At 61.0% G+C, this 26079-nt stretch carries 22 protein-coding genes and 1 pseudogene; 20 read left to right on the top strand and 3 right to left on the bottom strand.

Going from position 1 to position 26079, the window contains the following annotated elements; translation table 11 throughout:
* Window positions 1-218: 218 nt before the first annotated feature.
* Together BRAGE_RS51590 and BRAGE_RS0109305 are read left to right on the top strand one after the other, a co-directional pair.
* The gene (locus BRAGE_RS51590; protein ID WP_159073932.1) at window positions 219-1148 is read left to right on the top strand and encodes an alpha/beta fold hydrolase; all 930 of its coding nucleotides are present in this window, start codon (window positions 219-221) and stop codon (window positions 1146-1148) included.
* Between the two features lie 21 nt (window positions 1149-1169).
* A complete protein-coding gene (locus BRAGE_RS0109305; protein WP_084334422.1) occupies window positions 1170-1733 on the top strand; it encodes a carboxymuconolactone decarboxylase family protein in 564 nt (187 codons plus the stop codon).
* 29 nt (window positions 1734-1762) lie between these two features.
* On the opposite strand, the gene BRAGE_RS0109310 is transcribed toward BRAGE_RS0109305, so the two are convergent.
* Both BRAGE_RS0109310 and BRAGE_RS0109315 read right to left on the bottom strand, forming a co-directional pair.
* Complete coding sequence (locus tag BRAGE_RS0109310) at window positions 1763-2797, bottom strand: LysR family transcriptional regulator (RefSeq protein WP_027559900.1); 1035 nt, start codon at window positions 2795-2797, stop codon at window positions 1763-1765.
* Window positions 2798-2918: 121 nt separating this feature from the next.
* Window positions 2919-3530, bottom strand: a complete 612-nt coding sequence (locus BRAGE_RS0109315) for a glutathione S-transferase family protein (protein WP_027559899.1) — start codon at window positions 3528-3530, stop codon at window positions 2919-2921.
* 78 nt (window positions 3531-3608) lie between these two features.
* Here BRAGE_RS0109315 and BRAGE_RS0109320 point away from each other — a divergent pair, with 78 nt between their 5' ends.
* The gene (locus BRAGE_RS0109320) at window positions 3609-4613 is read left to right on the top strand and encodes a saccharopine dehydrogenase NADP-binding domain-containing protein (protein WP_159073931.1); all 1005 of its coding nucleotides are present in this window, start codon (window positions 3609-3611) and stop codon (window positions 4611-4613) included.
* Window positions 4614-4616: 3 nt separating this feature from the next.
* Here BRAGE_RS0109320 and BRAGE_RS0109325 read toward each other — a convergent pair whose 3' ends face one another.
* A complete protein-coding gene (locus tag BRAGE_RS0109325) occupies window positions 4617-5195 on the bottom strand; it encodes a TetR/AcrR family transcriptional regulator (RefSeq protein ID WP_027559897.1) in 579 nt (192 codons plus the stop codon).
* A 293-nt stretch (window positions 5196-5488) separates the two neighbouring features.
* Between BRAGE_RS0109325 and BRAGE_RS52565 the strand changes: the two genes are divergently transcribed.
* The 17 genes and pseudogenes from BRAGE_RS52565 (at window position 5489) to BRAGE_RS0109420 (ending at window position 25942) form a co-directional block, all read left to right on the top strand.
* A complete protein-coding gene (locus BRAGE_RS52565) occupies window positions 5489-6688 on the top strand; it encodes a M20 family metallopeptidase (RefSeq protein WP_231164074.1) in 1200 nt (399 codons plus the stop codon).
* Window positions 6689-6784: 96 nt separating this feature from the next.
* Window positions 6785-7531, top strand: coding sequence for an alpha/beta hydrolase (locus BRAGE_RS0109340; protein WP_027559894.1), 747 nt, complete (start codon window positions 6785-6787; stop codon window positions 7529-7531).
* Window positions 7532-8515: 984 nt separating this feature from the next.
* Window positions 8516-9157: a hypothetical protein gene (locus BRAGE_RS0109345; protein ID WP_141263349.1), complete on the top strand. Its 642-nt coding sequence runs from the start codon at window positions 8516-8518 to the stop codon at window positions 9155-9157.
* Between the two features lie 157 nt (window positions 9158-9314).
* A complete protein-coding gene (locus BRAGE_RS0109350; protein ID WP_231164073.1) occupies window positions 9315-10193 on the top strand; it encodes an MBL fold metallo-hydrolase in 879 nt (292 codons plus the stop codon).
* A 93-nt stretch (window positions 10194-10286) separates the two neighbouring features.
* A pseudogene (locus BRAGE_RS0109355) lies at window positions 10287-10714 on the top strand (AMP-binding enzyme); the annotation flags it as partial.
* Between the two features lie 213 nt (window positions 10715-10927).
* Window positions 10928-11659, top strand: a complete 732-nt coding sequence (locus BRAGE_RS0109360) for an autoinducer binding domain-containing protein (RefSeq protein ID WP_027559890.1) — start codon at window positions 10928-10930, stop codon at window positions 11657-11659.
* 188 nt (window positions 11660-11847) lie between these two features.
* Window positions 11848-12486 carry an acyl-homoserine-lactone synthase gene (locus BRAGE_RS0109365; RefSeq protein WP_035729523.1) on the top strand — a complete coding sequence of 213 codons (639 nt, stop codon included), beginning with the start codon at window positions 11848-11850 and terminating at the stop codon, window positions 12484-12486.
* A gap of 30 nt (window positions 12487-12516) precedes the next feature.
* On the top strand, window positions 12517-13050 hold the full coding sequence (locus BRAGE_RS0109370; RefSeq protein ID WP_027559888.1) for a hypothetical protein: 534 nt from the start codon (window positions 12517-12519) through the stop codon (window positions 13048-13050).
* Between the two features lie 173 nt (window positions 13051-13223).
* On the top strand, window positions 13224-13694 hold the full coding sequence (locus tag BRAGE_RS0109375) for a thermonuclease family protein (RefSeq protein ID WP_231164072.1): 471 nt from the start codon (window positions 13224-13226) through the stop codon (window positions 13692-13694).
* 136 nt (window positions 13695-13830) lie between these two features.
* Entirely contained in the window at window positions 13831-14013 is a 183-nt protein-coding gene (locus BRAGE_RS0109380; RefSeq protein WP_027559886.1) for a hypothetical protein, read from the top strand.
* Window positions 14014-14436: 423 nt separating this feature from the next.
* Window positions 14437-15399, top strand: a complete 963-nt coding sequence (locus tag BRAGE_RS0109390; protein ID WP_027559885.1) for an ArdC family protein — start codon at window positions 14437-14439, stop codon at window positions 15397-15399.
* Between the two features lie 97 nt (window positions 15400-15496).
* The gene (locus BRAGE_RS0109395; protein ID WP_027559884.1) at window positions 15497-17614 is read left to right on the top strand and encodes a ParB/RepB/Spo0J family partition protein; all 2118 of its coding nucleotides are present in this window, start codon (window positions 15497-15499) and stop codon (window positions 17612-17614) included.
* A 186-nt stretch (window positions 17615-17800) separates the two neighbouring features.
* Window positions 17801-22123 (top strand): strawberry notch-like NTP hydrolase domain-containing protein, encoded by a 4323-nt coding sequence (locus BRAGE_RS0109400; RefSeq protein WP_027559883.1) that lies wholly within the window; start codon window positions 17801-17803, stop codon window positions 22121-22123.
* Window positions 22123-23184, top strand: a complete 1062-nt coding sequence (locus BRAGE_RS0109405; protein ID WP_027559882.1) for a DUF7146 domain-containing protein — start codon at window positions 22123-22125, stop codon at window positions 23182-23184. The genes BRAGE_RS0109400 and BRAGE_RS0109405 overlap by 1 nt, the downstream gene beginning before the upstream one ends.
* A 339-nt stretch (window positions 23185-23523) precedes the next feature.
* Window positions 23524-24447, top strand: a complete 924-nt coding sequence (locus BRAGE_RS0109410) for a DUF2493 domain-containing protein (RefSeq protein ID WP_027559881.1) — start codon at window positions 23524-23526, stop codon at window positions 24445-24447.
* A gap of 139 nt (window positions 24448-24586) precedes the next feature.
* On the top strand, window positions 24587-25063 hold the full coding sequence (locus tag BRAGE_RS48120) for a hypothetical protein (RefSeq protein WP_347336524.1): 477 nt from the start codon (window positions 24587-24589) through the stop codon (window positions 25061-25063).
* A 558-nt stretch (window positions 25064-25621) separates the two neighbouring features.
* Window positions 25622-25942, top strand: a complete 321-nt coding sequence (locus BRAGE_RS0109420) for a DUF736 domain-containing protein (protein ID WP_027559880.1) — start codon at window positions 25622-25624, stop codon at window positions 25940-25942.
* Window positions 25943-26079: the final 137 nt, after the last annotated feature.

Below are 26079 nucleotides of genomic sequence, written 5' to 3' on the forward strand. Positions count from 1 at the left end.
GGCGTTTTGCTTTCGCTGCCCATGGAGCCCTCGTTGCTCAAAAGTGGCAGATGAAAGTACGCCGACTGCCAGCCGGCTCATTCATCAGCGTCATGATTGGATGACTAACATGCGATTTTTTAATTCAGATTGCGATGTTACCATCACGTCGGAAGTGAACCTTCCAGCGGAAAGGCTTGAATATGAGTGGCATGACGGATCAGCGTACTAGAAATGTAGTGGCACTCTTCGCCAAGGCCTTGACGGAGCTGCGCGAGCTTCGGGAAACTGAAGAGCTCGAGCTTGATGAAACAGTTCGCGCGAGGGCGCCCGGAAAGTTCATCGAGCTGGAGCGCGGTCTCGTGCACTACGACCTCACTGGACCGGAGGAGGGGCAGACCGTGGCGCTGCTAGGCGGTGCCACAATCGGAATGTGGTTCTGGGACCGAACGATCCAGCCGCTCGTCGCGGCCGGATTTCGTGTGCTCCGGTTCGACTTCTTCGGTCGTGGTTTCTCCGATCGGCCTTACGATCCGCAGACCCCCGCATTCTTCACGGATCAGATCGATCAGATTCTTGATCGGCTCAGCCTGAATCGTCCCGTGCACCTGGTGGGGATCGCGATGAGTGCTCTGTCTGCGATACACTACGCCGAGCTGAAACCGCAATCGGTTGCCTCGATGAGCTTGCTTACGCCAGACGGGCTAGGGACGGCCACTGGTCCGCTTACCGAACTGATGCTTGTCCCAGGCGTCGGCGACTACCTTTTCGAACTATTCGGAGCCCAGGCAATCACGCAACGTCTGCGGGCGTATTCGTCCGACCAGAAAATCACCACTGAGCTGCTCGGGAGAACAGCGGAAGAACTCAAGATCAAGGGATACAAACGATCCGTTCTGTCCGGGCTGAGGCACATGCCCGTGCAGGACGATTCGGCAACGATGGCACGGGTTGCTGCTCATAAGGTGCCCACACTCGTTATCTGGGGCGATCAGGATCCAACCACTTTCGATGCGGAACGATACACGCGAATGTCGGATCTGATGCCGCATGCTGAAAGCCATCTTCTGAGGACAGGACACCTTCCGCAGTACGAGGCTCCTCATCTCGTGAATCCACTTCTAGTCGACTTCTTACAGAGAGCTTCCGTCAAAGCAATCGCAGCTTGACGCCACAGGAAGGATCAGCGCATGCCAGTGCTTCCAGAATTAAGTGACAATACTAACTTGCCCGGAACATCCGAGATATTCGCGCGTGTGCTTGCAGCTGGAATTCCTATTCCGCGGCTTTACCGAGCGTTAGGTCACGCTCCCGAGATGCTTAAAGCATGGACGGATTTTGCCTGGCCCCTGAGGACGAAGGCCAAGGTCAGTCGGGTATTACGTGAGCTCATGATCATCAGAGTCGCACAAATAACCAATAACGAGTATGAAGTCGGGGTTCACAAGGTGATGGCCCGCGTTGCCGGTGTTTCGGAAGCCCGCCTCGATGCCTTGACGGACTGGCGCAACTCCAATGAATTCTCGGACGTGGAGCGCGAGGTCCTTCAGCTTGCGGAAGAAATGGCAAACGGACCAGGAGGTAGGCCTGAGACCGTCGAAGCGTTGCAGAGGAGGTTTTCCGAGGCAGAGCTGGTCGAGTTAGTGCTCAGCGCAAGCTTTTACGTGTGCGTCGGAAGAGTGGTGTCGTCCTTGCAGATTGGACCTGAGGAAGACAATACCTTGAAGCTGCTGCATCAGCGAGCGCCGCAATAAGTCGGGCGACATTGCCTTGATCAAGATGGTTAGATCTGTCCCTCTATGAAAGCTCCAGTAGAAGCTCTCGAGTCCTGGAATGCGGCCTTTCGTGCCTCCGACGATGACTCGTTCCAGGCTTCATGGATCTCCTTGGCAAGATCCAGGAGTGGCAAATGGCGCGGATTGCTCTTGTGCCAAACCGCCCAGTAAGCTCGGCGGCCGCCCGGCGCGAGTGGAATGAAGCACAATCTCGGGTCTCCCTGGTACTTCCGCATATAGCGCGAGCCCACAACCCCCACACCTTGTCCTGCAGCGGCCAGTTCAATGATTGCCTCGGTCAGCTGGACCCGCCAAATGTTCAAAGGTTTCGAGCGGAGCTGGCCGTTCCGATCCTTTTGAACGGCGTCCCGGAGGCGAAGTTCATCGTGATCTGGAATGTCGTAGATCAGAATTGTACTGTCCGACAATTCGGTCCAGCGCAGAGACCGGGAGCCGTTCCGGCGGCTGAGAGAATGTTCTGATCCCACGACGGCAACCATACCGTCGACAAAAAGTTCAAAACGGGCAAACGCTCGATCCGAGGGAGGGCGCGTTGTGATGATCATGTCGACGTGATGGGCTTGAAGGGCCGAAAGCTCGTTTCGGGTCTCATCGAAGATGATTCTAGCATCGATGCGCCGGTGAGTGGTGGTGAAGCGGCTAACTGCCGTAGCAAGCCAGGGGTAATGAGTGCAACACCCGGCGGTCAAGCGCAGCGGTACCCGACCTTGTTCATGTTCGCTCCGAACAGCGTCTTCAGCGGCTGCTAATTCCGACAGGACCCGGTCCGCATATGCTTGCAAGCGCTTGCCTGCAGGCGTAGCAATCATTGTCTTCCCTATGCGATGGAAGAGCGCGATGTTGAGATCTCGCTCGAGATTTAGTAGTTGGTGACTTACGGCAGATTGGGAGAGATGCAGTTCCCTCGCGGCCCGGGTAACGCTGTTTTGACGGGCTATCGCCACCACCAGACGCATATGGCGGGATTCGAGTTTAATGCGGCTCGACTTTCTCCCCACTCTGATCTGCTTATCTAGGATCATTATCGCCCCTCTCGCGGCAGTGATGTATCGGATGCGTTCATCATAGCAAGAATAGAGATGCGTTTAGTTGTTGGGCGAGGCGAGGGCGGCATCGCTACGCAGGCAGAATCCACCGCTATCGCTATTCGGAATCGCTCACTCGCCGGAGCGCAACAAATCCTGGGAGATCTTCTACCCTCCTGATCCAATCGCCAACCCGACCGAGGTCCGCGAGGGCAACACCGGCTTCCGGAGCGAGCGCGGCATAGCTATAGAGCGCCAAGTCGCAGATGGTCGGCGTCTGGCCAGCAAAGAATCGATCTTGGACGAGATGGGTATCCATCGCCCGCAGCAATCTTCTTCCCACTCTCTGTGCCTCGACCAGGTCGCCGTTCCCGCCAAAGAGGCGAATGACCCGCGCCCTCGCAATACCATAGGCGAGCGGGCCGGCGGCGCGGCTGAGCCAGGTCTCGACACGAGCACGCCGGATCGGATCAAGCGGCAACCAGTCGGTTCGGTTCTCCCGGCGGGCAAGATGGACCAGGATCGCATTCGACTCCGCAATTACGAGATCGGCGTCCAGGAGGACCGGGATTTCGCCGTAGGGATTAAGCTTCAGAAAGCGCTCGGTCCTGTTTGCACGGCTCGCCAGATCGACGTCAATTCGTGCATAGGGCAGGCCAAGCATTGACAGAAGAAGCTCGACCCGATGAGCGTGCCCAGATTGAGGATGTGTATAGAGCGTAAGGTTCATTACTTTCGGCCGTTGACATGGAGACGGACAGGTATGTATCGATATTGTATGGATCTGTCCAGCAGCGAGGAGGGACGTATGAGCAGGGGTCCGGTGGTTGGCATCTATGGTGCGGGAGGTCATACCGCGCGACTGGTCGCGCGGGAGCTGAAAGCGCGAGGACTGGAGATGCGGCTTGCGGCACGGCAGCGAAATGCGGAAGCCGTTGCGGCGGAAATCGGCTGCGAGCTTGAGCTGTTTGAAGCAACCGATGCGGCGGCACTCACTCGGTTTGTGGCCGGCCTGGCCGTTCTCGTGAATTGCGCGGGACCGTTCGGCGCCACGGCGCCATTATTGGCGCGTGCGGCGATCAACGGAGGTGTGCATTATATCGATGTGACGGGGGAGCCGCCCGTCGTGGAGCTGCTCTGCCGGGAGCTGGACAAGGCGGCCGCGCTTGCAGGCAGTTACGTGGTACCAGCCGCCGGATTTTTTGGAGCGCTCCCGGACGCGCTGGCGTCTGCGACCGTGGCGCAATCGCCGCAGGCCCAGACAGTTGAGATCGCGTATTTCCTCAGTTCATGGGCGATGACGCGAGGTTCCGGGCTTGCGGCGCAAGGACTGCGCGGTCGGCAATACCGTTACGAGAATGGCCGGCTGATCCAGTCGGAAGAAGCGCCACGGCTCTCCCGACATGTTTTCCCGGCGCCAATAGGCGATATCGCCGTGCTTGATCGCTATCCCTCGCCCGAGGTCGTCCTGACGCCACGGCATCTCGGCATCAGGAATGCCACGGCTGTCATGAGTGCGTCGACGTTTGCGGTGCCTCAGGACCAATATGGGATTGGCGAACAAGAATTCGTGGTCGAGGTTCAGGCCAGCGGCGAGGAAGTATGTCGTCGATCCGTCGCAGCCGGACGGGACATATACGCGATAAGCGCGCCGATCGTCGGCGAGACGGTACATCGCCTGTTATCCACGAAGCTTGCTAAGGGGGGAGTGGCTACTCCGGCTCAGCTCTTCCCGCCGGCTGAATTCCTCTCGGCTCTCGCCGATCGGTTCTCCAGATTGGAGATTGGGAACAGAGTGCTTCGAGCGAGCTGAAAATCAAGCCGGTGCGCCGATCAGCTTTGCACCTGCCTTAACAAGTTGCTTCGCCGCACTCGACTTGGCCATTAGCAGCGTGTTGATGAAGGCACCCTCAATGAGCAACATGAGCTGATCGGCGACGGTGTGGGGATCTTCGACCTCGATTCGGCGGAGAAGGTTGAGCATCCGCTGCCGCAACTCCTGCTTGTTGCGGATGCAGATCTCGCGACTGGAATGACCGAGATCCGGAAATTCAGTGGCCGCAATCTGGAACGGGCAGCCGCGGTATTTCGGACCAGCGACATAATGGCTGATCCACCGCAACTGCGCGAGCAGCTCCGCCGCGGCATCCTCGGGATGCCGCTCGGCGATCTTGTCCCACTGTTCCCAGAAGAGCGCATCGCGGCGATCAAGAAATGCCGCGACCAAGTCGTCTTTTGTCGGAAACCAGCGGTACAGGCTGGTCTTCGCGACGCCTGATTTCTCCACGATCGTGTCGACGCCGACGGCTCGAATGCCTTCGCGATAAAAGAGTTCATCGGCAGTATCGAGGAGCTTTTCGCGGACAGCGAGGCCGCGCTTTTGAGGAGAGGACATCGACTTATCCCATTGTGTCTCGCAACTTATTACCCTGTCGGTCGGGCTGCCGCAACATGGGTGACGAGTGGCCATATGCGCGCCGCCCACGGTTCTATTCCATCGGTACGGAGCTCATCAATCTATTCATCGCATCATTTCGATGAAAAACATGAGCTTCATGCATCGTGCGCGCGCAGCTAACGTAGCCCCGTTCGAGCTGTCCTGCTGCGGAAATCGACGAGATGGGTATGGCAAAGCGCCGAGATATTACCGAGCTGAAGCGCGCCATATGTCAGTCAATCGATAGGCGCATGGTCACCCTCATTGAACTCAGTCATTCCGTCCATGCCACGCCAGAGCTGGCATTCGAGGAGTGGAAGTCTTCCGCCATGGTTGCTGCGGCCGCCGAGGAAGCAGGGCTGATCGTGCAGCGAGGCGCGTTCGGACTGCCGACCGCGCTCGCGGCCGAATTCGGCGAGGGGGACCACGCGGTGGCGGTCCTGTCGGAGTACGATGCTTTGCCCGATGTAGGCCATGCATGCGGACACAACATAATTGCTACTATTGGTCTCGGTGCTGCCTTGGCACTTCGGGACTTGGGCGCTGATCTCCCCGGTCGAATCCGCTGGCTTGGAACCCCGGCCGAGGAACGTGGATGTGGCAAGGAGATCATGGCCAGGCATGGCGCCTTCGAAGGCGTTTCAGCCGCTCTTATGGTGCACCCAGCTGGGATCAATGCCAAAGCTTTTCGTGCTGCCTGCCTGTGTGAACTGGAGGCCGTGTTCAAGGGCAGATCGGCCCACCCGGCGATCAACCCAAGCGATGGACGGAATGCGCTTGATGCAGCGATCGGGAGTTACCAAGCCATGGCGGCGCTGCGGCAGCATTTGCCGGCCGGCGATCAGGTGAGCGCTGTTCTGACCGAAGGCGGTAGGGCTCCGAATGTAATCCCTCATCGAAGCGTATTGAGGGTGTTCGTCCGCGCACCCGATGCCGAACGCCTGAGAACCATCAAAGCTCGCGTCGAGGCCTGCATGACCGGTGGCGCGGTCAGTGCGGGTTGCGAAGTTGAGTGTCATTGGAACGAGGCGGACTATCTGAGCTTCAAGATCAATGAACCGCTCGCGGATGCATACGAACTGAATGCCCGACAACTTGGTCGTGACGATTTTGTGCCCGTGCACAAACTGCCTGTCGGAGGCGGGGATATAGGCAATGTGAGCCACCGCGTGCCGACGCTCCATGCATTGATATCATGCTCACCGCGATCGGTTCGGCTTCATGATCCGGAATTTGCCACGTGGGCGAAGTCGGAGCGGGGAGACAGGGCCGCACTCGAAGGTGCTAAAGCCTTGGCCATGACTGCGATCGATTTCCTTTCAAATGCAAAAGTGCGTTCGGCGGCCGAGAAGGCGTTCGCCGAAGACGCCTTGGCGTCAAAGCGTGCGATCGAGTCTGCATGGCGATCTTCAGGAGCAAGTGAGCGCGGAAGGTACGCCACTCTGCCATGACGATTGCTCGCGCAGGGCACTGGGCGAGACCAGCCAAAATGAGCTCTAAAGCGGTCAAACTTTCTGATTTCAACGCGTTTAAAGGGGTGAGCTGAGATGAAGAGCAATGTTACCTACGTCCTCGTCCACGGAGCATGGCACGGCGGTTGGTGCTGGAGCCGCGTGCGGCCGTTGCTGGAAAGTGCAGGCGCCCGCGTATTCACACCGACTTTGACCGGGTTGGGTGAACGCGCTCATCTTCGAGAGCCGGTGCCAAGTCTCGCAACTCACATTGAGGATGTCGTAAGGTTGATCGAGGCCGAGGAGTTGGATCATATCGTGCTGGCGGGGCACTCCTACGCAGGAATGCTCCTGCCGGCGGTTGCCGAGCGCGTGAAGAACAGGATTCACCGCCTGGTTTATCTCGACGCTGCCGTTCCAGCGGATGGCGATGATTTGGCATCGCAGTTTCCGGGCTCAACGGCCGAAGACGTCGAGCGTCGAAGATCGGCATTTCGCAGCATGTCGAAGGATGGGAAATGGCTTCCGCCATTCCCTCCTGAAGTCGTCGGGGTTCTCGATCCGGCCGATGCAGCATGGCTCAATCGCCAGCTCACGCCTCATCCTCTTCGCAACTTTTTGGAGCCTGTGAGCTTGAAGAACGGCGGACACGCTGGCCTTCCAAAGACCTACGTGGTCGTGACTCAGCCGCCGACGACACAAATGGGGTACCCGCTCCACGGAGAGCTTGCGAAGAAAAGCAGTGAATGGACCTATCGCGAAATCGCCTGCGGACATGATTTGATGATCATTGATCCAGCGGGAACGGCGAAACTTTTGCTCGAGGCGGGCGGACTGACATAATGCGGGTTAGTTTACGTGGATATTAGATCACTAGACAACCTGCGGGTAGTCGAGAGATCGGGTCCGAAACCGGCATTGGGCGTTATCATATGTGCTCGTGCTCCGCTGTCCCGCTTTCAGATGGAGCCGGGGCGGTGGTCCCGCAGGCGGCCAGGTCACCCGCGCGGCCGTTGGGGATATGCCTGGCCAAGGTGTTCGCCGGACTGGATTGATGGCCTCGCGGAGTCCCAAAACAGCGTGACGACGACTCGGTCGGCTCGGTGACGGAGTTTTGTCTGATGGCCGATGTCTGATTGAGAAGGAGGTTATGCGTGCGCTCGAATCTCTCTGCCAAGGAAGCCGCAATGCTGCCGGTCGCAGTAGTCGCTGCGTGGCGCTACTAGCATCAAACAAGTCATGTCTGCCGTGGTGCGACGTAATCGTTCAGGTATAGGCTGAGCTCCAACCGCGACCCTCCAGCTCGCACAGGCGATAGGCGCTTGCGTCATCGCCAGGACGCGACATTCGATCATGCGGACCACCTTCGCACGCTCTTTCTTCCGAAGTCTTGGTTGGATCGCACGGCAGCCGAGACGAAACGCCTTTTGAGCTCACAAGCGGCCGCGGCGCCGAAACGGTTGTCGATTTGGCAGCTGCAGTTCGCCTGGAGAAGTGGATCGTGTGGACGAAGGATTGCTTTGTTGCAAATGCCGTCGGGCTGGAAAAGGCGATCTCAGGTGTCAGAGTGGCAGGCACTTGCAGCAGCATGAACAAATCGAAGGGATTGCAATCCCACTCAAAGCACCGCCGCACACTCGCGTCGCTTGCTCTACGGGCGGTTCATCTCTTGAAGTCCCTTTGTCATTTTCGTCTACCTCGACAGCTGTTTACTCTTTGGAAAGCTACAGACTGGTAGCTATAGTGGCTTCTGGTTGAGTTGATTCGCATGGATCATGTTCGCATCCGGTCTCGGACGCAGGCGATCGCGACGAGGATTGCTCCCGTTTGGCGTCGCTGACCTCCAGCAAATTAAAAAGGGGAAATCTGATGAATATCCCAAGCGCCTCGTCGCAATCGCCCTACTACAGCATGGTAAGGCCATCACGGTCTCAGCAACCATTGGTCACCAATTCAAAAGACGCACAGAGCGCACCAACGCCGCTCGATGGAGGCGGCGGCACCCATCAGCCATCGAACTCCAGCGCGGGCCCTGATTATCTGGCGATCGACACGTTTGCCGCACTTCTCAGCGCGCAAGGCAAGTCGGTCGTGGCGCCTAATATGGCGCTTGAGTTGACGCTTGACCAATCAACGGACAGTGGATCTCGATCCTCGAGTACCGTCAGGTCGACGGGGACTGGTGGGGCCGGCCCTTGGCTGACCGCCGCCGATATCGCCAATCGGATAGCGAAGAGCATTGGGTCCAACGGCGAGGTTAGCCTGCAGGATGCCGAGAAGGCTTTCACCGCTCCGAACCCAGGCAAGCAAACGAACTCGTACGCAACCATCGCTGAGGATTTCAAGAAACTTGCCGGTGATGATGGTCAGCTGTCGGTCCCGGAACTGACATCGGCTATTCAACAATATATGGACGCCCATAGCTCCGGTGGATCCCGTCAAGGCAAAACAACGACCGTAATCGTTTAGTCGGTTCGCAAGCGAAGACAAGTTTCCATAAGGTTATCGCGGCGGAAACGTCAGCGCTCGAAGCGGAGCGTCTCGCCCGAGCATGTGCGTCCTCACAGGGAACGAAGGCGACGAGCGAGATCATGACGAATCACTTGACCTATGGAGAGCAGCACCCGTGACCAAAATTCTGGATGGGCAGGCGGCCGGTCTCAATCGCCGTCGCATCGGAGACCATATCGTTACTGCCATCAGCGATGGCTATCTTGATCTGCCTTTCGAGCTGCTGAGCGGAATAGCTCCTGCGGATGCGGCGGAACTGATCGCCGCTTCTGGGCGACCCCGATCATCGGTGATGGCGCTTGGAGTTTACGTCATTGAAGGCGGGGGCAAAACAATGCTGGTGGATGGCGGCGCCGGCGGAATAAATGGCTGGGGCGGGCGCCTTCAATCTGGTCTGGCTGCGGCCAATATCGATCCGAGGCAGGTGGATGCGGTTCTTTTGACCCACGCTCACCCGGACCATCTCGGTGGCTTGTTGGGTGCGTCGAATTCGGCACGGATATTTCCAAACGCGGAACTCGTGCTCCATGAAATGGAGCTCAGCTTTTGGATGGACGACGGGCATCTTAGTCAAGCCCACGAGACCGCGGTCCCTTTCTTTCATCTTGCGCGGAATGTCTTCGATGCCTATCGAGGACGGGTTCGAGCCGTGTCGGAGGGAGCAGTGCTGCCCGGAATCAATATAGTCCATTTACCGGGGCATACGCCGGGGCACTGTGGGTACCGCATTAATTCCGGGAACGAGGGCCTCCTGTTATGGGGAGATATTGTTCACTATCCAAATATCCAGGTTGTCCAACCTGAAGTGACGATCGCTTTTGATGTTGATCCCGTCCTTGCGGCACAAACGCGAAAGAGAGTGCTGGATATGGTTGCTGCGGACAACCTTCTCATCGGCGGTATGCATCTCAATTTTCCGGGCTTCGCTCGTATCCGTAAAATACGCAATCAGCTCTCCGTATTGGAGGAGCCTTGGTCGCCGACGCTCATCTGAGGAGCCGGAGCTGGGATATTCTCAGATCGCGGGTTGGGCAGTTTCCACGGGACAATGGTCGGGGCTCTTCTCGTTGGTTTGATGGACAGCGCCACCGAGGCCGGCGGCATCCTGATCAGGCCGCTGCCGGGCGCGACCAAGCTGAAGCCGGCCTCGGAAACGCAGCCGTTCTTCGGCGTTGCGCCCGAGATTGTCGATGCGGACGGCAAGGTGCTGGAGGGCGAGACCACCGGCAATCTCTGTCCCACGCGATCATGGCCGGGCCAGAGACAGGCGATCACACCTGCTTCGAGCGGACCTATTTCTCTATCTACAAGGGTAAGTGTTGTACGGGTGCCGGCCGCCGGCGCGGCTCCCAGGCCTATTCCTGGATCCCCGGCCGCGTCGACAACGACATCAATGTCCACAGCCACTGCACGGGCACCGCGGAAGTCGAGGGCGCGCTGGTCGCGCACGATAACGTCTCGGAGGCGGCCGTGGTCAACTTCCCGCACGATATCAAGGGCCAGGGCATCTACGCCCAGAACCGGCAGAGACAGGCGCACGATCTGAACACCGATGGGGACCAGAGACGAACAAGTCATGCCGACCCTGCAAGCAGAAGCGTCGATGCTCTCTGCGTGCCAGAGACGGCAGAGGCCTAGCTGCAATGACCACTTGATTGCAGCAGATCTCATCAAGAGTGAGCACTTGATGTGAAGGGGCTAGCGAAATGCCGACACGGTTCGAACAGAATGAATTCGATCGAGAACACGTTCCAGGAGTTTATTGACGCAATCCAGACGGCTGGCGATGCGAACGCATTTGAACGTATCGCGACGCGGCTGGCTGAAAAGCTTGGATTTCAGCGATTTGCCTATTTGCGCTTGAGCGGGAACGAGCCCATGCTCATTTCATCCTATCCAAAATCCTGGACCAGCCGCTACTTTCATCTTGGGTATCAGCAACTCGATCCGGTGGTCCTCCGTGCCAGGATCGAGCGTGACTTGTTCAGTTGGGGAGGAGAGGGCCGCATTGCGGTCGGTTCGCGGGCGCAGCGTCAATTCTTTGATGAGGCGACTACCTTTGGCATTCGATCGGGAATCACCGTGCCAATAAGAGGCGGTTTCGGGCGAATGGCAGCCTTCACCCTGGCGTCGGGCGATCGCGAGATCGATATCGATCGACTTGCTGGCGAGTCCCGGGACATCATCCACCAAGCCGGTTTGTATTTCCACGTGCACGTCGCCGCTCGCCCGGACGCTGCCTTCGCGACGCGCCAGCTCAGCAAAGGTGAGTTGACCCAGCGCGAGCGCCAGTGCCTTGCATGGGCGGCCCAGGGCAAGACCGCCGCAGATATTGCGGTTCTGGTTGCAATTGCACCCCGCACAGTTGTCTTTCACCTTGAAAACGCGCGGCGCAAACTAGGCGCGGCTTCAATCGCCCAGTGTGTGGCGATAGCCTTGGGTCGTGGTCTGTTGAGCTGACCGACTTTCGATCACGCATGCCGACGAGATTGCACTGGCCCGCACCGGCCAGACGAAGGCTGCATTGTGTCCTATCCAGACTGGTCTAGTGTGATCCAACACGTGCGAAGCCGCCTGCAAAATCTGACAGGCGATCAACCGCGCGCTTTCTGGTTTCAAGGCCTCCCGGATAATCTGAGGAGGTCGGCATGCACGCCATCGCGCTTCACACGTCCCAATTTGGTCGCCATCTGGATCTGCTGACATCGATGTATCGTCTGCGCCGCCGGGTCTTCAAGGATCGGCTTGACTGGAGCGTCTCGGTCTCAGGAGATCTGGAAATCGATGTCTATGATGCCCTGAGTCCAACTTATCTTCTCGCCGTCTCGGACGAGAGCGAGGTCCTCGGCTGCGTCAGGCTGCTGCCAACGACCGGACCGACAATGCTCGCTGATACTTTCGCCAATCTGCTGGGCAACAAGCCGGCGCCGAGCGATGAGCGTATCCTGGAGAGCTCACGATTTTGCGTTGACACCATGCGCTCCGTCGAGCCCGGCACGAACGGCTTCAACCGCGCAACCTTTGTGCTGTTCGCAGCGATGCTCGAGACGATACGCGCAAGAGGCGCGCGATCGATTGTGACTGTTACCGATGCCCGGATGGAGCGCATTCTAAGACGGGCCGGCTGGCCCTTGGAGCGGCTGTCTGAACCGCAGCCGGTCGGGCCAACCATGGCCCTGGCGGGCTTCCTTCACGATTCGGATCAGGCACTCGATGCGATGTACCGGCAGGCGGGCGTTGACGGACCGGTTCTCGTCCCGGCCTGTTCGGATCGCCAGGCCGCCTGATCTCTCCTCAGGACGGAGGGGTCTACAATCATGCTGGCCGACCCGCGTCACAGCTGCCTGATTTTCTTGAACTTGACGCGGGGCGGCAGGGTGGCCGATCGGCCATTCGATCTTCGCCGAGCCGGAAGTCTGGCGTTGCTGCCGGTTTGCGGGGACGTGTTTGGAGTGTCCCAAATCGCGGTCGGCGACTATGATCAGAACCTGCTATCCGATCAGATCACCGCTTCGATCAAGCACCTCGACATCGATTCCTTGTCCTTGTGGCGAGATCCACGAATTGTGGATCAGCTTGCTCAATCCGGCGCTGGTGTCGTTTTCCTGGGCGGAGCGTTCCTGGAGGAAGAGGTCCTGATCGCGGCATTGGAGGGAGCGCGGTGCGGCTACGACATTCGGCTGCTCTTGGACTTATCAGTGGACCGTCATGAAGCCGATCGCTCCCTCGTTCTTGCCCGGCTCGCCCACCATGGCATCATCGCGACGACGATCCGCCAAGCACTCCTGGAATGGACGGCCGCTCTCCGCGATGACGTCGTGCGCCAAAGGATAATTGGGCTGCTTTCGTGAGGAGACATATCGTCCGTAGCAGGAGCCGATGGCGACACCCCGGATCGAGAACTGCCGGCCCTGAAGTCATCGGACTGGCCGAAATTCAATCCGCGAGATTTGCGGTAGCCACAGGGCAATGCAATGCGTCGACCTCCATCGCCCTGACCCTCGCCATTCTGTCGAGCGGAGCGTTGGCTGATGATTTTGTGGGACGGGCCAGCGTGATCGATGGCGACACGTTGGACATGCATGGAGTCCGTATCCGGCCTTGGGGTATCGATGCACCGGAGACGACCCAGCTGTGCCGCGGCGAAGACAGCTTGCATTATCGCTGCGGTGCGCAGGCCGCCAATGATCTTGACGCGTTCATTGGGCGGCGCCCAGCGAATTGTGTCCCGGTCAGGCTCGACCGGTATGGCCGCACGGTCGCGGCCTATTCGGTCGCTGGCAGGGATCTCGCTGAATGGCTCGTGCGCAGCGGTCGGGCGCTGGATTGGCCTCAATACTCCAAGGGCAAATATCACGAAGTTCACCGCGAGGCCGAGCTCACCGGCCAGGGACTTTGGAAGGGCAGCTACGTCGAGCCATGGCTCTATCGCGCATGCATTCGCACCGGCGGCAAGCCGTCTGCCTGTTCCGACGACGCAGGTGCGCATCCTTGATGCGGGCCACGCATGACGATCGACAACGCATGATGGCCGATCACCGCAGTTTTGCGGGCGGTGCTAGTCTAGCGCGGTTTATCCGACTCACGCTACCTCATCATTCTCAATGACCTCGCTACACATTGGAAATAAAATGGTTGCTACCACGCATGAATTGCCGGCCTCTGGTTACGGGCTTGAAGTCGATGGCCGGCTCAAGGCCGAATTTGCGACCAGAGACGGCGCCAGGACGGGTGGCGAGGAACTGAAGAAGCGTTTTCCCATGCTGCAGATCAGGATCTATGACGCGCAAACGAATGCGCGCGAGGAGATCTGATCTTCCAACCAGCGCAATCTTCCGCTTGCGCGCGTGCCGCTGCGGCACCGGGCTCTCGTGAACCGAGCCGCGCAGCGTCTCGGCCTGGCGGCTTCCATCCCTCGCGCCAGAGCTCTGGTGCTCCTCGCCGGGGGCACTCGGGAAAGGGGCTCGCCTGCGGCGACCGCTATCACTGCCCCGTTCCCGGGTGCCGCTACTGAACCGGTCTCGTCGCTGCACTCGGACCCGCGTGCCCCTTCGGGTCGCTATGCTCACGCTCTCCGGGTGCCATTTCTAATGGGCGATGCGCCCCTGGCGCACGCCGTTCCAGGCCTGTGGCCTGGCAGATTGCGAAGAGGTTGAGAGTAAGAGTGCAGGCTGGGTTTTCCGTGACGGGTTGCAAGCTGCGAGAGAGGCTCGCGGTGCCCGTCGCGGAGACCCGCGATGTCAAATCCTACTTTTCGCGCGCGCGCCGGCCAGGACCGGGCGAACCTTTATAGCGAAATCACCGACAGGATCATTGCCGAGCTTGAGGTCGGACGCGTCCCCTGGGTCCAACCCTGGGGTACGGCCGCGGCGAAAGCGCCGCTGGCCATGCCGAGAAATGCATCGACTAACCGGCAGTACAGTGGCGTAAACATCCTCATGCTCTGGGGAGCCGTGATTGAGCGCGGATTTACACGTCAAAGTTGGCTCACCTTTCGTCAGGCCCTCTCGCTCGGCGGCCATGTTCGCAAGGGAGAGCGCGGCACCACGGTCCTCTACGCTGATCTCTTCGTGCCGAATGACGAAAAGCGACGCGCCGCCGAGACCGGCGAAGATGCACAGGCCATTCCATTTCTCAAGCGATTTACCGTCTTCAACACGGACCAATGCACCGGACTCCCCAATGAGATCGCTACCGCGGCTCCGCCACCACCGGCAGGGCTGATCGAGCCCACGGTGGAGGCTTTGATCAAGGCTATCGGGGTCACCTTTCGGATTGGCGGCGATCGCGCATTCTACGCACCGGCCGAGGACTTCGTGCAGGTCCCGCCGCCGCAGGCCTATTTCGAACCCATCAACTGGCACCGTACGACGTTGCATGAACTCGGTCATGCGACCGGGCATTCCTCGCGCCTCAATCGCGACCAGAGCGGATCGTACGGTACAAAGAAATATGCCTTCGAAGAGCTGGTCGCCGAGCTGAGTTCCGCATTCAGCTGCGCGTCGCTCGGGATCGTCCCAACTGTGCGCCATGCTGACTATATCGGCTCCTGGCTCGACGTCCTGCGCGAAGATAATCGGGCCATCGTGCGTGCCGCCTCGCAGGCGAGCAAGGCCGCGGACTATTTGCTCGGCTTCGTTCCCGGCTCCATTGAGCCCGCATCGCTGGAGTCGGCTGTCGCCGATCACGAGGCTGCGTGATGCCTGGCCTCGCGCGAGAGTGAGAGGAGGGCAGGCTGTTTGCGACGGGTTGGAAGCCGAGAGAGAGTCTCACGGCCGCCCGTCGTGGAGAGCCAAAATGACGAAAGCCGTACTAAAGATCACGCTGTCGCCTTCCCGGGACATTCCCTTCAACAAGCTCGTGCTCAGCCAGTCGAACGTTCGCCGGGTCAAGGCCGGTGTCTCGATCGAGCAGCTAGCCGAGAGCATCGCGCAGCGGACGCTTCTGCAAAGTCTGAGCGTCCGGGCCGTCGTTGATGCAGATGGCAACGAGACCGGCATGTTCGAGGTGCCAGCGGGCGGCAGGCGCTATCGTGCCCTCGAGCTTCTGGTGAAACAGAAGCGGATGTCCAAAACGCAGGCGGTGCCGTGCGTTGTGCGTGAAGGGGGCATCGCCGCGGACGATTCGGTGGCGGAGAACGATGAGCGGGTCGGTCTGCACCCGCTCGATCAGTTTCGCGCCTTCCAGACTCTCCGCGTTCTCGGCATGACCGAGGAAGACATCGCCGCCAGGCACTTCGTGAACCCTGCGATTGTCAAGCAGCGGCTGCGGCTGGCGTCGGTGTCGCCGAAGTTGCATGAGGTCTATGCCGAAGACGGCATGACGCTCGAGCAGCTCATGGCGTTCTCGGTCACGGCCGATCACGCCCGCCAGGAGCAAGTCTGGGAGAATGTCAACCGTTCCGGCTATGACGAGCCTTACCAGATCCGGCGCTTGCTCACCGAGAACACCGTACGCGGGTCCGATCGCCGCGCCCAATTTGTGGGCCTCGATGCCTATCAGAACGCGGGCGGCGGCGTTCTGCGGGATCTGTTCGAGCACGACGACGGCGGCTGGCTTCAGGACGTCGTGCTGCTCGACCGCCTCGTAACCGAAAAGCTCAAGGCCGAGGCTGAGACGATTGCCGCGGAAGGTTGGAAGTGGATATCGGTCGCCGTAGAGTTCCCCTACGGTCACACCCAAGGCCTAAGAGAAATCGAGGGCAGACCTGTCGACCTCTCGCCTGAGGAGCAGGCCACCATCGATGCGCTGAACGCCGAGCAGGCCAAGCTCGAATCGGACTATCACGATGCAGACGAGCTGCCCGACGAGGTCGACCAGCGTCTCGGCGAAATCGAGTCGGCGTTGGCGGCTTTCGAAGACCGGCCAATGTTTTACGAACCGACAGAGATCGCCCGAGCTGGTGTCTTCATCAGTATCGATTCCGAAGGACGCCTCTCCGTGTACCGGGGTTACGTTCGGCCAGAGGACGAGATGCCGGCATCTGATCCTGATGTCGGGCAGGACGCCGACGTGTCGTCGACCGAAGGTCAAGAAGAGGGCCCTTCCGTCCAGCGCACGGTGATCGCGGTCGCGGGTAGCGCTCCCGATGCCGAGGCTGACGATGAAGACGCGGCCAAGCCTCTGCCGGATCGGCTGATCACCGAGCTGACGGCGCATCGGACGCTGGCACTGCGGGATGCGCTGGCAGAAAATCCTGCGGTCGCGTTTCAGGCGGTACTGCACAACTTCGTGCTGACGGCCTTTTACCGGTTCGCATCATCCGGGAGCTGTCTTGAGATCGGCCTTCGCACGCCTAACTTTCCAGCTCAAGCTCCAGGGCTGAGAGAAAGCGTCTCCGGCAAGGCCGTCGAGGCGCGACATGAGGCCTGGAAGGCGCGGTTGCCGAAGAGCGAGAACGATCTCTGGGATGCGCTTACGGCTCTCGATGGTGGTGCACAGGCATCATTGTTCGCCCACTGTGCATCATTTGCCGTCAACGCGGTCTATGAGCCGGCCAATCGCTACAATCAGAGCCGCGTCTCCGCACAGGGCGTACGCACGCGTCTCGACCAGGCTGATGTGCTGGCGCGGGCGGTCGCGCTCGACATGGTGCAGGCTGGCTGGCGACCGACGGTCGACAACTATCTCGGCCGGGTCACGAAGCCGCGTATTCTGGAGGCGGTGCGGGAGGCCAAGGGCGAGCCGTCGGCGCAACTGATCGACCACCTGAAGAAGGCCGACATGGCCAAGGAGGCCGAGCGCCTGCTAGACGGCTCGGGCTGGTTGCCGGAGCCGCTGCGTCTCATCGATCCGGGTTTAGTGCCAGCGGAGCAGGAGGGCGAAGCAGGCTCGCTGCCTGAATTCCTCGCCGACGAGGAGGATCAGGAGACCGTCGGCGACGAAGATCCGCAACAGCTCGACGCGGCTGAGTGATCATCACAGAGCGGGACGGCTTTGGCCGTCCCGCGGTTGCTTGGGGACCGTTGCGCAGCGCTGGTCCCCATTCTTATGGACGAGCGCGCAGAGGGAGAGCCGGGCCGGGAAGGGTTTGAGCCGTCGGGGTCAGAGGAGAGCGCCTGATGGTTCGACCCATTCTTGCTCTCCGAAAGAATTCCTGCCATGACCGAATCTCTTGCCGGCGGCGTCGCCACGCCGCTCTCGATGCGTGCCGCTGCAAATCTCACCTCTGCCGCTGTCAGGGCCGCGCGACAGGTCCTGACCGAGCTCGAACGCGGCCGGCGCATCGATGCCGCTGTTCTGCGTAGTGCCATGGAGTCTGCTTTCGGCGCCTCCGACACGGCCGGCGTTTGGAATTGGAAGACCGCCTATGAGGTCTGCGAGGCGGCAACCGTTCTGTTCCTTCGCAAGTTCGGCCCGGCGATGCGTGCCAAGGCTGGGTCGACGGCAGCAATGCTGCCGATGCTCGCGAAGATCGCGAGCTGTCTGCCGACCCACACGCGACGTTCCGAGGACAGCCAGGCGCTTCAGCAATTCTCGACGCCGATCCCGCTCGGGCAGGCGGCATGCGCCGCAGCCGGCGTTACGCCGGCCGATCGCGTTCTCGAGCCCTCTGCGGGCACCGGTTTGCTCGCCATCTTTGCCGAGCTCGCCGGCGGCGCCTTGGTGTTGAACGAGTTGGCCGAGGCCCGTGCGGAGCTGCTCGCTCATCTATTCGCGGGCGTTAAGGTCTCGCGGTTCGATGCTGCTCAGATCGATGACCACCTCGACGTGAGCGTCGCACCGAGCGTTGTTTTGATGAACCCGCCGTTCTCGGCACTGGCGAAGGTCGATCGACGGATGGCGGACGCGGCCCTGCGGCACATCGCTTCGGCGCTCGCGCGTCTTTGCGACGGTGGACGCCTCGTCGCCATCACTGGCGCAAGCTTCGCGCCGGATAACCCGGCATGGCGAGATGCCTTTGTGCGGCTCCAGGAACGCGGGCGATTGGTGTTTTCTGCGGCGATCGACGGCGCCGTTTACGCGAAGCACGGAACACAAATCGACACACGGCTGCTTGTGATCGACAAGCTGCCCGCTGCCGATCCGATCGCTTTTCCCGCCTCGCCAGGCATGGCGGGTGATGTCGCTACCTTGCTTGACTGGGTGAATCAGCATGTGCCTCGAAGGCTGCCCGTCGCTGCGCCAATGGAGATCGCCGCCCTCAGGCGGCCAGCTATGCTACGGTCGACTAGCGCCGTTGCACCGCGCTCATTGCCCTCTTTGACAAACGGAGCGCCCGAAGGTGTCGAAGTTACGTACGAGACGGTCGAATGGTCGCCGCCGGAAGGCGCCCGGCTGACCGATGCGCTTTACGAGGAGTATGGATTGCAGTCGATCCGTATTCCGGGATCGTGCGCACACCCGACCAAGCTCGTGCAGTCGGCGGCGATGGCTTCCGTTGCGCCACCGAAGCCATCCTATCGTCCGCACCTGCCGGTCAACGTTATGGCAGACGGAGTTTTATCGGATGCCCAGCTCGAGAGCGTCATCTATGCCGGCGAGGCGCATTCCGAGTTTCTCGCGGGCTCCTGGGCGGTCGACTCGACCTTTGATGTCGTGGCGGCCGCGCGCGACGACGCAGAGAATGCCGTCCGCTTTCGCCGCGGCTGGTTCTTGGGCGATGGCACCGGCGCGGGCAAGGGGCGGCAGGTCGCGGGGATCCTGCTCGATAACTGGCTGAAGGGTCGCCGCCGTGCGGTCTGGATCAGCAAGTCCGACAAGCTGATCGAGGACGCGCAGCGCGATTGGTCCGCGCTCGGCATGGAGCGCCTGCTGGTTACGCCTCTATCTCGGTTTCGCCAGGGTACCCCGATCCGGCTCTCGGAAGGCATCCTTTTTGCCACCTACGCTACGCTACGGACCGACGAGCGCGGCGAAAAGCTTTCGCGCGTCAGGCAGATCGTCGAATGGTTGGGCTCGGACTTCGACGGAGTGATCGTCTTTGACGAGAGCCACGCCATGCAAAATGCGGTCGGCGGCAAGGGCGAGCGCGGTGAGCAGGCGGCCTCTCAGCAGGGTCGCGCGGGTCTCAGGCTCCAGCACGCCTTGCCGAATGCCCGCGTGGTTTATGTGTCCGCGACGGGCGCCACCACGGTCCACAATCTCGCTTATGCCCAACGCCTCGGCCTTTGGGGTGGAGCCGACTTCCCGTTCGATACGCGCGCGGAGTTCGTCGAGGCGATAGAGGAGGGCGGCGTCGCGGCAATGGAGGTGCTGGCGCGCGACCTCAAGGCGCTCGGCCTCTACGCGGCCCGCTCGCTCTCTTACGAGGGCGTCGAGTACGACTTGGTGGAGCACCAGCTTACGCCGGAGCAGGTTCGCATTTACGACGCCTATGCCGGTGCATTCAGCGTCATCCATAACAATCTCGATGCGGCGATGCGAGCCGCCAACATCACAGGCGCAACGGGAACGCTGAACGGGCACGCTAAATCCGCGGCACGGTCCGCATTCGAAAGCGCGAAGCAGCGCTTCTTCGGTCACCTCCTAACCTCGATGAAGACGCCGTCGCTCATCCGATCCATCGAGAACGATCTTGAGGCTGGACACGCCGCGGTCATCCAGATCGTCTCGACGGGCGAGGCGCTGATGGAGCGCCGGCTCGCCGAGATCCCGACCGAAGAGTGGGGCGACGTCCAGGTCGACATCACCCCGCGCGAGTATGTTCTCGACTACCTCGCCCACTCCTTCCCGGTCCAGCTCTACGAACCCTTCACCGATTCTGAAGGTAACCTCTGCTCCCGGCCTGTCTATCGCGACGGCCAGCCGGTCGAGAGCCGGGAAGCCGTCGCACGCCGTGACCGCCTCATCGACAAGCTTGCCTCGCTACCGCCGGTACCCGGCGCGCTGGATCAAGTCGTCCAGCGCTTCGGCACCGACATGGTCGCCGAGGTCACCGGCCGCTCGCGCCGCATCGTGCGCAAGCGCGACCGGCTGGTGGTCGAAAACCGAGCCGGATCGGCCAACCTCGCCGAGACCTCGGCCTTCATGGATGACGTCAAGAGGATCCTTGTGTTCTCCGACGCGGGCGGCACGGGGAGGAGCTACCATGCCGAACTGTCGGCCCGGAATCGCCGCCTGCGAGTCCATTACCTGCTCGAGCCCGGCTGGAAGGCCGATGCCGCGATCCAGGGCCTCGGCCGCACAAACCGGACCAATCAAGCGCAGCCACCATTGTTTCGTCCCATCGCGACCGACGTAAAGGCCGAAAAGCGCTTTCTCAGCACCATTGCCCGCCGGCTCGATACGTTGGGGGCCATTACGCGCGGCCAGCGCCAGACCGGAGGGCAGGGCCTGTTCCGGCCCGAGGACAATCTCGAAAGCCAGTACGGGCGTGACGCGTTGCGTCAACTCTATACGCTGCTTGTTCGACACAAAGTCGATGGCTGTTCGCTCGAACGGTTCGAGGATGCGACCGGCCTGAAGCTGACTGACGCCAATGGGCTCAGGGACGACCTGCCGCCGATTACGACCTTCCTCAACAGGTTGCTCGCGCTCACCATCGACCTACAAAATATCCTCTTCACCGCCTTCGAGCAGCTGTTGACCGCTCGGATCGACGGCGCGGTCGCGTCGGGTACCTACGACGTCGGGTTAGAAACGCTCCGCGCTGAAAGCTTTGTCGTCACTGACCGGCAGACGATCTACGTCCATCCGGGCACTGGCGCCGAGACCTGTCTGCTCACCATCACCCAGCGCCAGCGCAATCATCCGATGAGTCTGGATGACGCTCTTGCCCGTCGTTCCGATCGTCAGGCCGTCCTGCTGGTCAATGAGCGCTCGGGACGTGCCGCCGTGCAGGTGCCCGCGGGGAGCGTCATGCTCGACGACGGCGAGATCGAACGGCGCGTCCGCCTGATCCGGCCGATGGAGCAGCAGCACACGGTCGGCTTGAACATGATGGCGGAAAGCCACTGGGCCGAGGTGGACCGTGAACGTTTTGCCGCGGCCTGGCTGGCGGAGCTTGCGGAGGTCTCCGAGTTCACGGAATCCACGATCCACGTCGTGGCGGGCTTGCTGCTACCGATCTGGAAGCGGCTACCGAACGAATCGACCCGCGTCTATCGGCTCCAGACAGATACGGGCGAACGCATCATCGGACGCAAGGTTTCGGCCGCGTGGGTCGCAAACGTCCTTGCGACGGACGCGCCTTCGCTGACACCGGACGCCGCCTTTGCTGCGCTGACGGAAGGACGAACCGTCCTCGAGCTCGTGGAGGAGCTCCAGCTTCGCCGCGTCCGGGTGATGGGCGCCTACCGCATCGAGCTATCGGGTTTCAGCGACACCATGCGCGATCGCCTCCGGGCTTACGGCCTCTTTGGGGAGATCATCTCTTGGAAGTTCCGCATGTTCGTGCCCACGGACGCGAGCGGCGTCGAGATCCTGTCGAGGGTGCTCGACACCTATCCAGTGGCGCGCATCAGTGCGCGGGAGGCCGCGTGATGCCCCACGATGCTTCCGAACTGGCACGCCGTCTCGCGCGTGAGGCTGAGGCGGTGTGCCGACACTATCTCTCCAATGGCAAGCGAGCAGGGCGGTACTGGGTGGTCGGCGACGTCCACAACACGCCGGGCCGCTCGCTGTTCGTGCGGCTCCAGGAATCGACGAAGGGCCCCGCCGGCAAGTGGACCGATGCCGCGACCGGGGAGCATGGCGATCTCCTCGACATCATTCGCGAAAGCCTTGCCTTGCGAGACTTTCGCGAGGTCGCCGAGGAGGCGAGGCGGTTTCTCAAGCTTCCTCGTTCAGAACTGCAAATCGCTCCGAAACCTATTCGTTCGGTCGCGCCGGCCGGATCGCAGGAAGCCGCTCGTCGGCTCTTTGCGATATCCAGCCCGATTGAAGGGACGTTAGCCGAGGCGTACTTGCAGGGTCGCGGAATTACTTGCATCAGCCATGGTGGCAGCTTGCGCTTCCATCCTCGTTGTTACTATCGACCGGATGAGCATTTGCCGACAGAAACCTGGCCGGCGATGATAGGCTCTGTCACGGACCTCGAGGGACGGATCACGGGCGTGCATCGCACCTGGCTAGATCCACACGGCTTTGATGACGTGCGGCTCGGCAAGGCCCCGATCGACACGCCACGACGGGCCATGGGCGACCTGCTTGGTAACGCCGTCCGCTTCGGCGTGGTGGACGACGTGCTTGCTGCGGGCGAGGGGATCGAGACTATGCTGTCGCTGCGTTATGTACTACCGACCTTGCCCATGACTGCTGCTCTCTCAGCCAATCACCTCTCAGCCATGTTGCTGCCGTCTGGCCTACGTCGACTCTATATCGCCCGTGACGCAGATGTCGCCGGAGATGCCGTACAGGCTATTCTCACCCAGCGCGCAGAAGCCGCCGGCATTGAAGCGATCGCATTGTCGCCCCGGCTGGGAGACTTCAACGAAGATCTGCACATATTCGGCCTTGATGCCCTGCGAGCAGCGTTGCGGCTTCAACTTGTCCCGGAGGACGTCATCCGCTTCCTGCATTCGTCGATGGCAACCGCGGAATAGCTCGGCGTGTTCGACCGGCGTTACTAGGTCGGTCAAAGCGAAGGTCGATGTCGGAAGAGCACGCGACCACGGCCTTCTAGAGGGCGATCGGACGACAGGCGGTCCGGGCCGGCAATGGCTGCGACCGGCTATTTTCCGCCGCGCGCCGGCGATAGGAAGACACTTTATTTATCTGGCGGGCGCGCTTTGCATCGCGAAGCAAAATAGCCGGCCTCCGCTATCCTCCGCTGCGCTTCGGCCCTCCGCTCTGCTCTGGGTTCTGGCTCGTTCCGCCTGCCGTCTGAGTGATCGCCACGAAGGCCGCGATGGTCGCGGCCGATCCGGCAAAGGATCGCCTCCATGACCGACCACGATGACATCGAACCGCCGCACGACGCATCTCCGACCGAACACGTTCTCACGGAATTGCAGCTCTTCGGTTACCGCCCCTTCGACGACCAGCCCGATCCACGGCCGCTTCCCGAGGGCAGGATCATTACCGGTGCCGTCGCAGACATCTTCGATGCCCTGGTCGCCACGTTAAGCGACACCCGGCTTGAACCAGACCTCGACGATCTGCTCTGGTCGACCGTCAACCTGTTCCACCGAGCCGTCGACCGCATCGGTCGCCAACTCGACGACAACGAACAGGCGCAACAGAAGAGTCAGCGCGAGCAGGATGGCTCCGAAATTCGATCGGTCGAACTCGAGCGCGTGACAGCGGAAGGCATCTCGCTGATCGAGCGCCGCAACTGCCTGGAGCTCTTCCGTGACCAGGCCATCGAGCGCTTCGAGACCCAGACCGGCTCATTATGGCGTCCCCGATCGGGATCACTCGTGAACCACCGTACCCTGACCGCAGCGATGATCGACTCCCGCGATTTTATCGCGGCCAAGCGCCGCGCGGAGACCGAGGTCATGTTGCCGCCAGGGCCGAAGATCGCGCTCACCGGAGGGCTCGACTTCAACGACCACCACCTCATCTGGGATCGTCTCGACAAGGTTCATGCCAAGCATCCCGACATGGTCCTGCTCCATGGCGGCTCCCCGAGGGGTGCCGAACTGATCGCCTCGAAATGGGCGACCAACCGCAAAGTGGCCCAGATCGCCTTCAAGCCCGACTGGACGAAGAACGCTAAGGCAGCGCCGTTCAAGCGCAACGATGCCATGCTCGAATTCCTACCGATCGGCGTCATGCACTTCCCAGGCACGGGCATACAGGACAACCTCGCCGACAAGGCGAAGCGGCTCGGCATCCCGGTCTGGAGGTTCGGCGGCGCGTGAGCGCCGTCCTCTCGACTCCACGCGTCAAAGCGGAATTGCAACTGCCGCAACTCCGCCTCGTTTCCGGTTTCTAAATAAGAGTCTGCGCCGTGGTGGTGGAAGGCGCGATTGATAAATCCATGCACATGGAGCCACCACCATGCTCGCCATTGGGCTTGTTCTCAACATATTTGGTGTGAGTCTGTTCTGCTGGGTGATCTTTGCCCTCACAGTGTATGCCCTGCCGTTTTTCGTCGCACTCAGTGTCGGGATGTTTGTATTTCGTCATGGTGCGGGCGTCGTCGGCGCGCTGCTTATCGGCTTGGCCTCCGGCACCCTAACGCTTTCTGTCGGTCAGCTCAACGTTGCGCTCAGTCGGGTCCGGACCTTGCGCATCGCGATCGCGGCCGCATTCGCAGTCCCTGCGGCAATCGCTGGGTATCATGTGATGTTCGCCCTGTCGCAGATCGGGGTGCCTTCGCTGGCTTGGCGCGAGGCCCTCGCTTGCGGAGGTGCGGTTTGCATCGGCGGCACAGCATGGACGCGCTTGACCTTTTTTCGTGGACACCTGCCCGCTGGAGTCGGGTGGGGTGCTGGAGAGTATGCTCGACCCAGTTCTCACAGTCGCCAGAGATGAGCGGTGACGCTTCGTCGCCAGCCTCAGTCGAGCAAGGTCGCACAGATCGGCACGTTGAACGAGGGGTTCTACGAGCTTGAGCAAGAGGTAACCGGACCACCCTCGGAGCGCTTTAAGACGCCGTACTGGTCTCCGTCCGGCCCACATAGCTGCGGTGGAGCGGCGTACTGCACTCGACTAGACCTGCCGGGACGATGCCGCCCTTTGCGGCAGATTGTTTCTCGTTCTGCGCCGAATCGTAGCCGCCTCTTGTCCAGCACGACCGGGATTCGCGGCTTCTTCTCCCGAGATTGTAATTCAGCACGCGGACAACACGTGGCCTCGTTGATGGCTTGATCTGGCCGAAGACCGGCTTCGCCTCGATCGTCTGAGCCGCAACGCCGTTCTGGCGACTTTCTTCCCCTGGGCTTCGCCCATTCCTCGCGAGACAAGAAAGTCGCCACAACGACGTCCTCCGCTGCGCTCCGGCCCGAGCGGGTGCGTCGCCGATCGTCCTCGGCCCTAGATCGCCATCGAGGCCGCGGTGGTCGCGGGCTCGAAACACAACAGGAGAAGGACATGGCTAACATCGGTTCTTTCAAGAAGGTCGGCGACGATTTCCAGGGCCAGATCGTAACCCTGAGCTTGCAGGCCAAGGGCGTCCGGATCGTCGCCGAGGCCAACCGGTCCAACGACAACGCACCCAGCCACCGCATCTACGTGGGCCGGGCGGAGATCGGCGCGGCCTGGTCGAAGCGTTCCGAAGAGGGGCGCGGCTACCTCTCGCTCAAGCTCGACGACCCCTCGTTCAACGCGCCGATCTACGCGAACCTGTTCGACGACGAAGGCGGTGAAGGCTACACTCTGCTGTGGTCGCGACCGCGCAAGAACAGCGAGTAAGAGCGCCCATCAAGCCCCGTCCGGTCCGCCGGGCGGGGCTTCCGCGTCCACGGCAAGCGCTCCGGTCACGTCGGGCCAATGGAGGATGGTGGATCTTACGCGAGCTGCTCCTTGACGACGCGTAGCCTCGACCAGCT

Source organism: Bradyrhizobium genosp. SA-4 str. CB756 (assembly GCF_000473125.1).
GTDB lineage: Bacteria > Pseudomonadota > Alphaproteobacteria > Rhizobiales > Xanthobacteraceae > Bradyrhizobium > Bradyrhizobium arachidis.

Coding starts and splice junctions, on each gene's coding strand:
- BRAGE_RS0109420 (WP_027559880.1), top strand. CDS start 25,622: ATGGCTAACATCGGTTCTTTCAAGAAGGTCGGCGACGATTTCCAGGGC.
- BRAGE_RS0109325 (WP_027559897.1), bottom strand. CDS start 5,195: ATGTCCTCTCCTCAAAAGCGCGGCCTCGCTGTCCGCGAAAAGCTCCTC.
- BRAGE_RS0109405 (WP_027559882.1), top strand. CDS start 22,123: ATGCCCCACGATGCTTCCGAACTGGCACGCCGTCTCGCGCGTGAGGCT.
- BRAGE_RS0109400 (WP_027559883.1), top strand. CDS start 17,801: ATGACCGAATCTCTTGCCGGCGGCGTCGCCACGCCGCTCTCGATGCGT.
- BRAGE_RS0109380 (WP_027559886.1), top strand. CDS start 13,831: ATGGTTGCTACCACGCATGAATTGCCGGCCTCTGGTTACGGGCTTGAA.
- BRAGE_RS0109340 (WP_027559894.1), top strand. CDS start 6,785: ATGAAGAGCAATGTTACCTACGTCCTCGTCCACGGAGCATGGCACGGC.
- BRAGE_RS0109370 (WP_027559888.1), top strand. CDS start 12,517: ATGCTGGCCGACCCGCGTCACAGCTGCCTGATTTTCTTGAACTTGACG.
- BRAGE_RS0109360 (WP_027559890.1), top strand. CDS start 10,928: ATGAATTCGATCGAGAACACGTTCCAGGAGTTTATTGACGCAATCCAG.
- BRAGE_RS0109310 (WP_027559900.1), bottom strand. CDS start 2,797: ATGATCCTAGATAAGCAGATCAGAGTGGGGAGAAAGTCGAGCCGCATT.
- BRAGE_RS0109395 (WP_027559884.1), top strand. CDS start 15,497: ATGACGAAAGCCGTACTAAAGATCACGCTGTCGCCTTCCCGGGACATT.
- BRAGE_RS0109365 (WP_035729523.1), top strand. CDS start 11,848: ATGCACGCCATCGCGCTTCACACGTCCCAATTTGGTCGCCATCTGGAT.
- BRAGE_RS0109390 (WP_027559885.1), top strand. CDS start 14,437: ATGTCAAATCCTACTTTTCGCGCGCGCGCCGGCCAGGACCGGGCGAAC.
- BRAGE_RS0109315 (WP_027559899.1), bottom strand. CDS start 3,530: ATGAACCTTACGCTCTATACACATCCTCAATCTGGGCACGCTCATCGG.
- BRAGE_RS0109305 (WP_084334422.1), top strand. CDS start 1,170: ATGCCAGTGCTTCCAGAATTAAGTGACAATACTAACTTGCCCGGAACA.
- BRAGE_RS0109320 (WP_159073931.1), top strand. CDS start 3,609: ATGAGCAGGGGTCCGGTGGTTGGCATCTATGGTGCGGGAGGTCATACC.
- BRAGE_RS48120 (WP_347336524.1), top strand. CDS start 24,587: ATGCTCGCCATTGGGCTTGTTCTCAACATATTTGGTGTGAGTCTGTTC.
- BRAGE_RS0109410 (WP_027559881.1), top strand. CDS start 23,524: ATGACCGACCACGATGACATCGAACCGCCGCACGACGCATCTCCGACC.
- BRAGE_RS52565 (WP_231164074.1), top strand. CDS start 5,489: ATGGTCACCCTCATTGAACTCAGTCATTCCGTCCATGCCACGCCAGAG.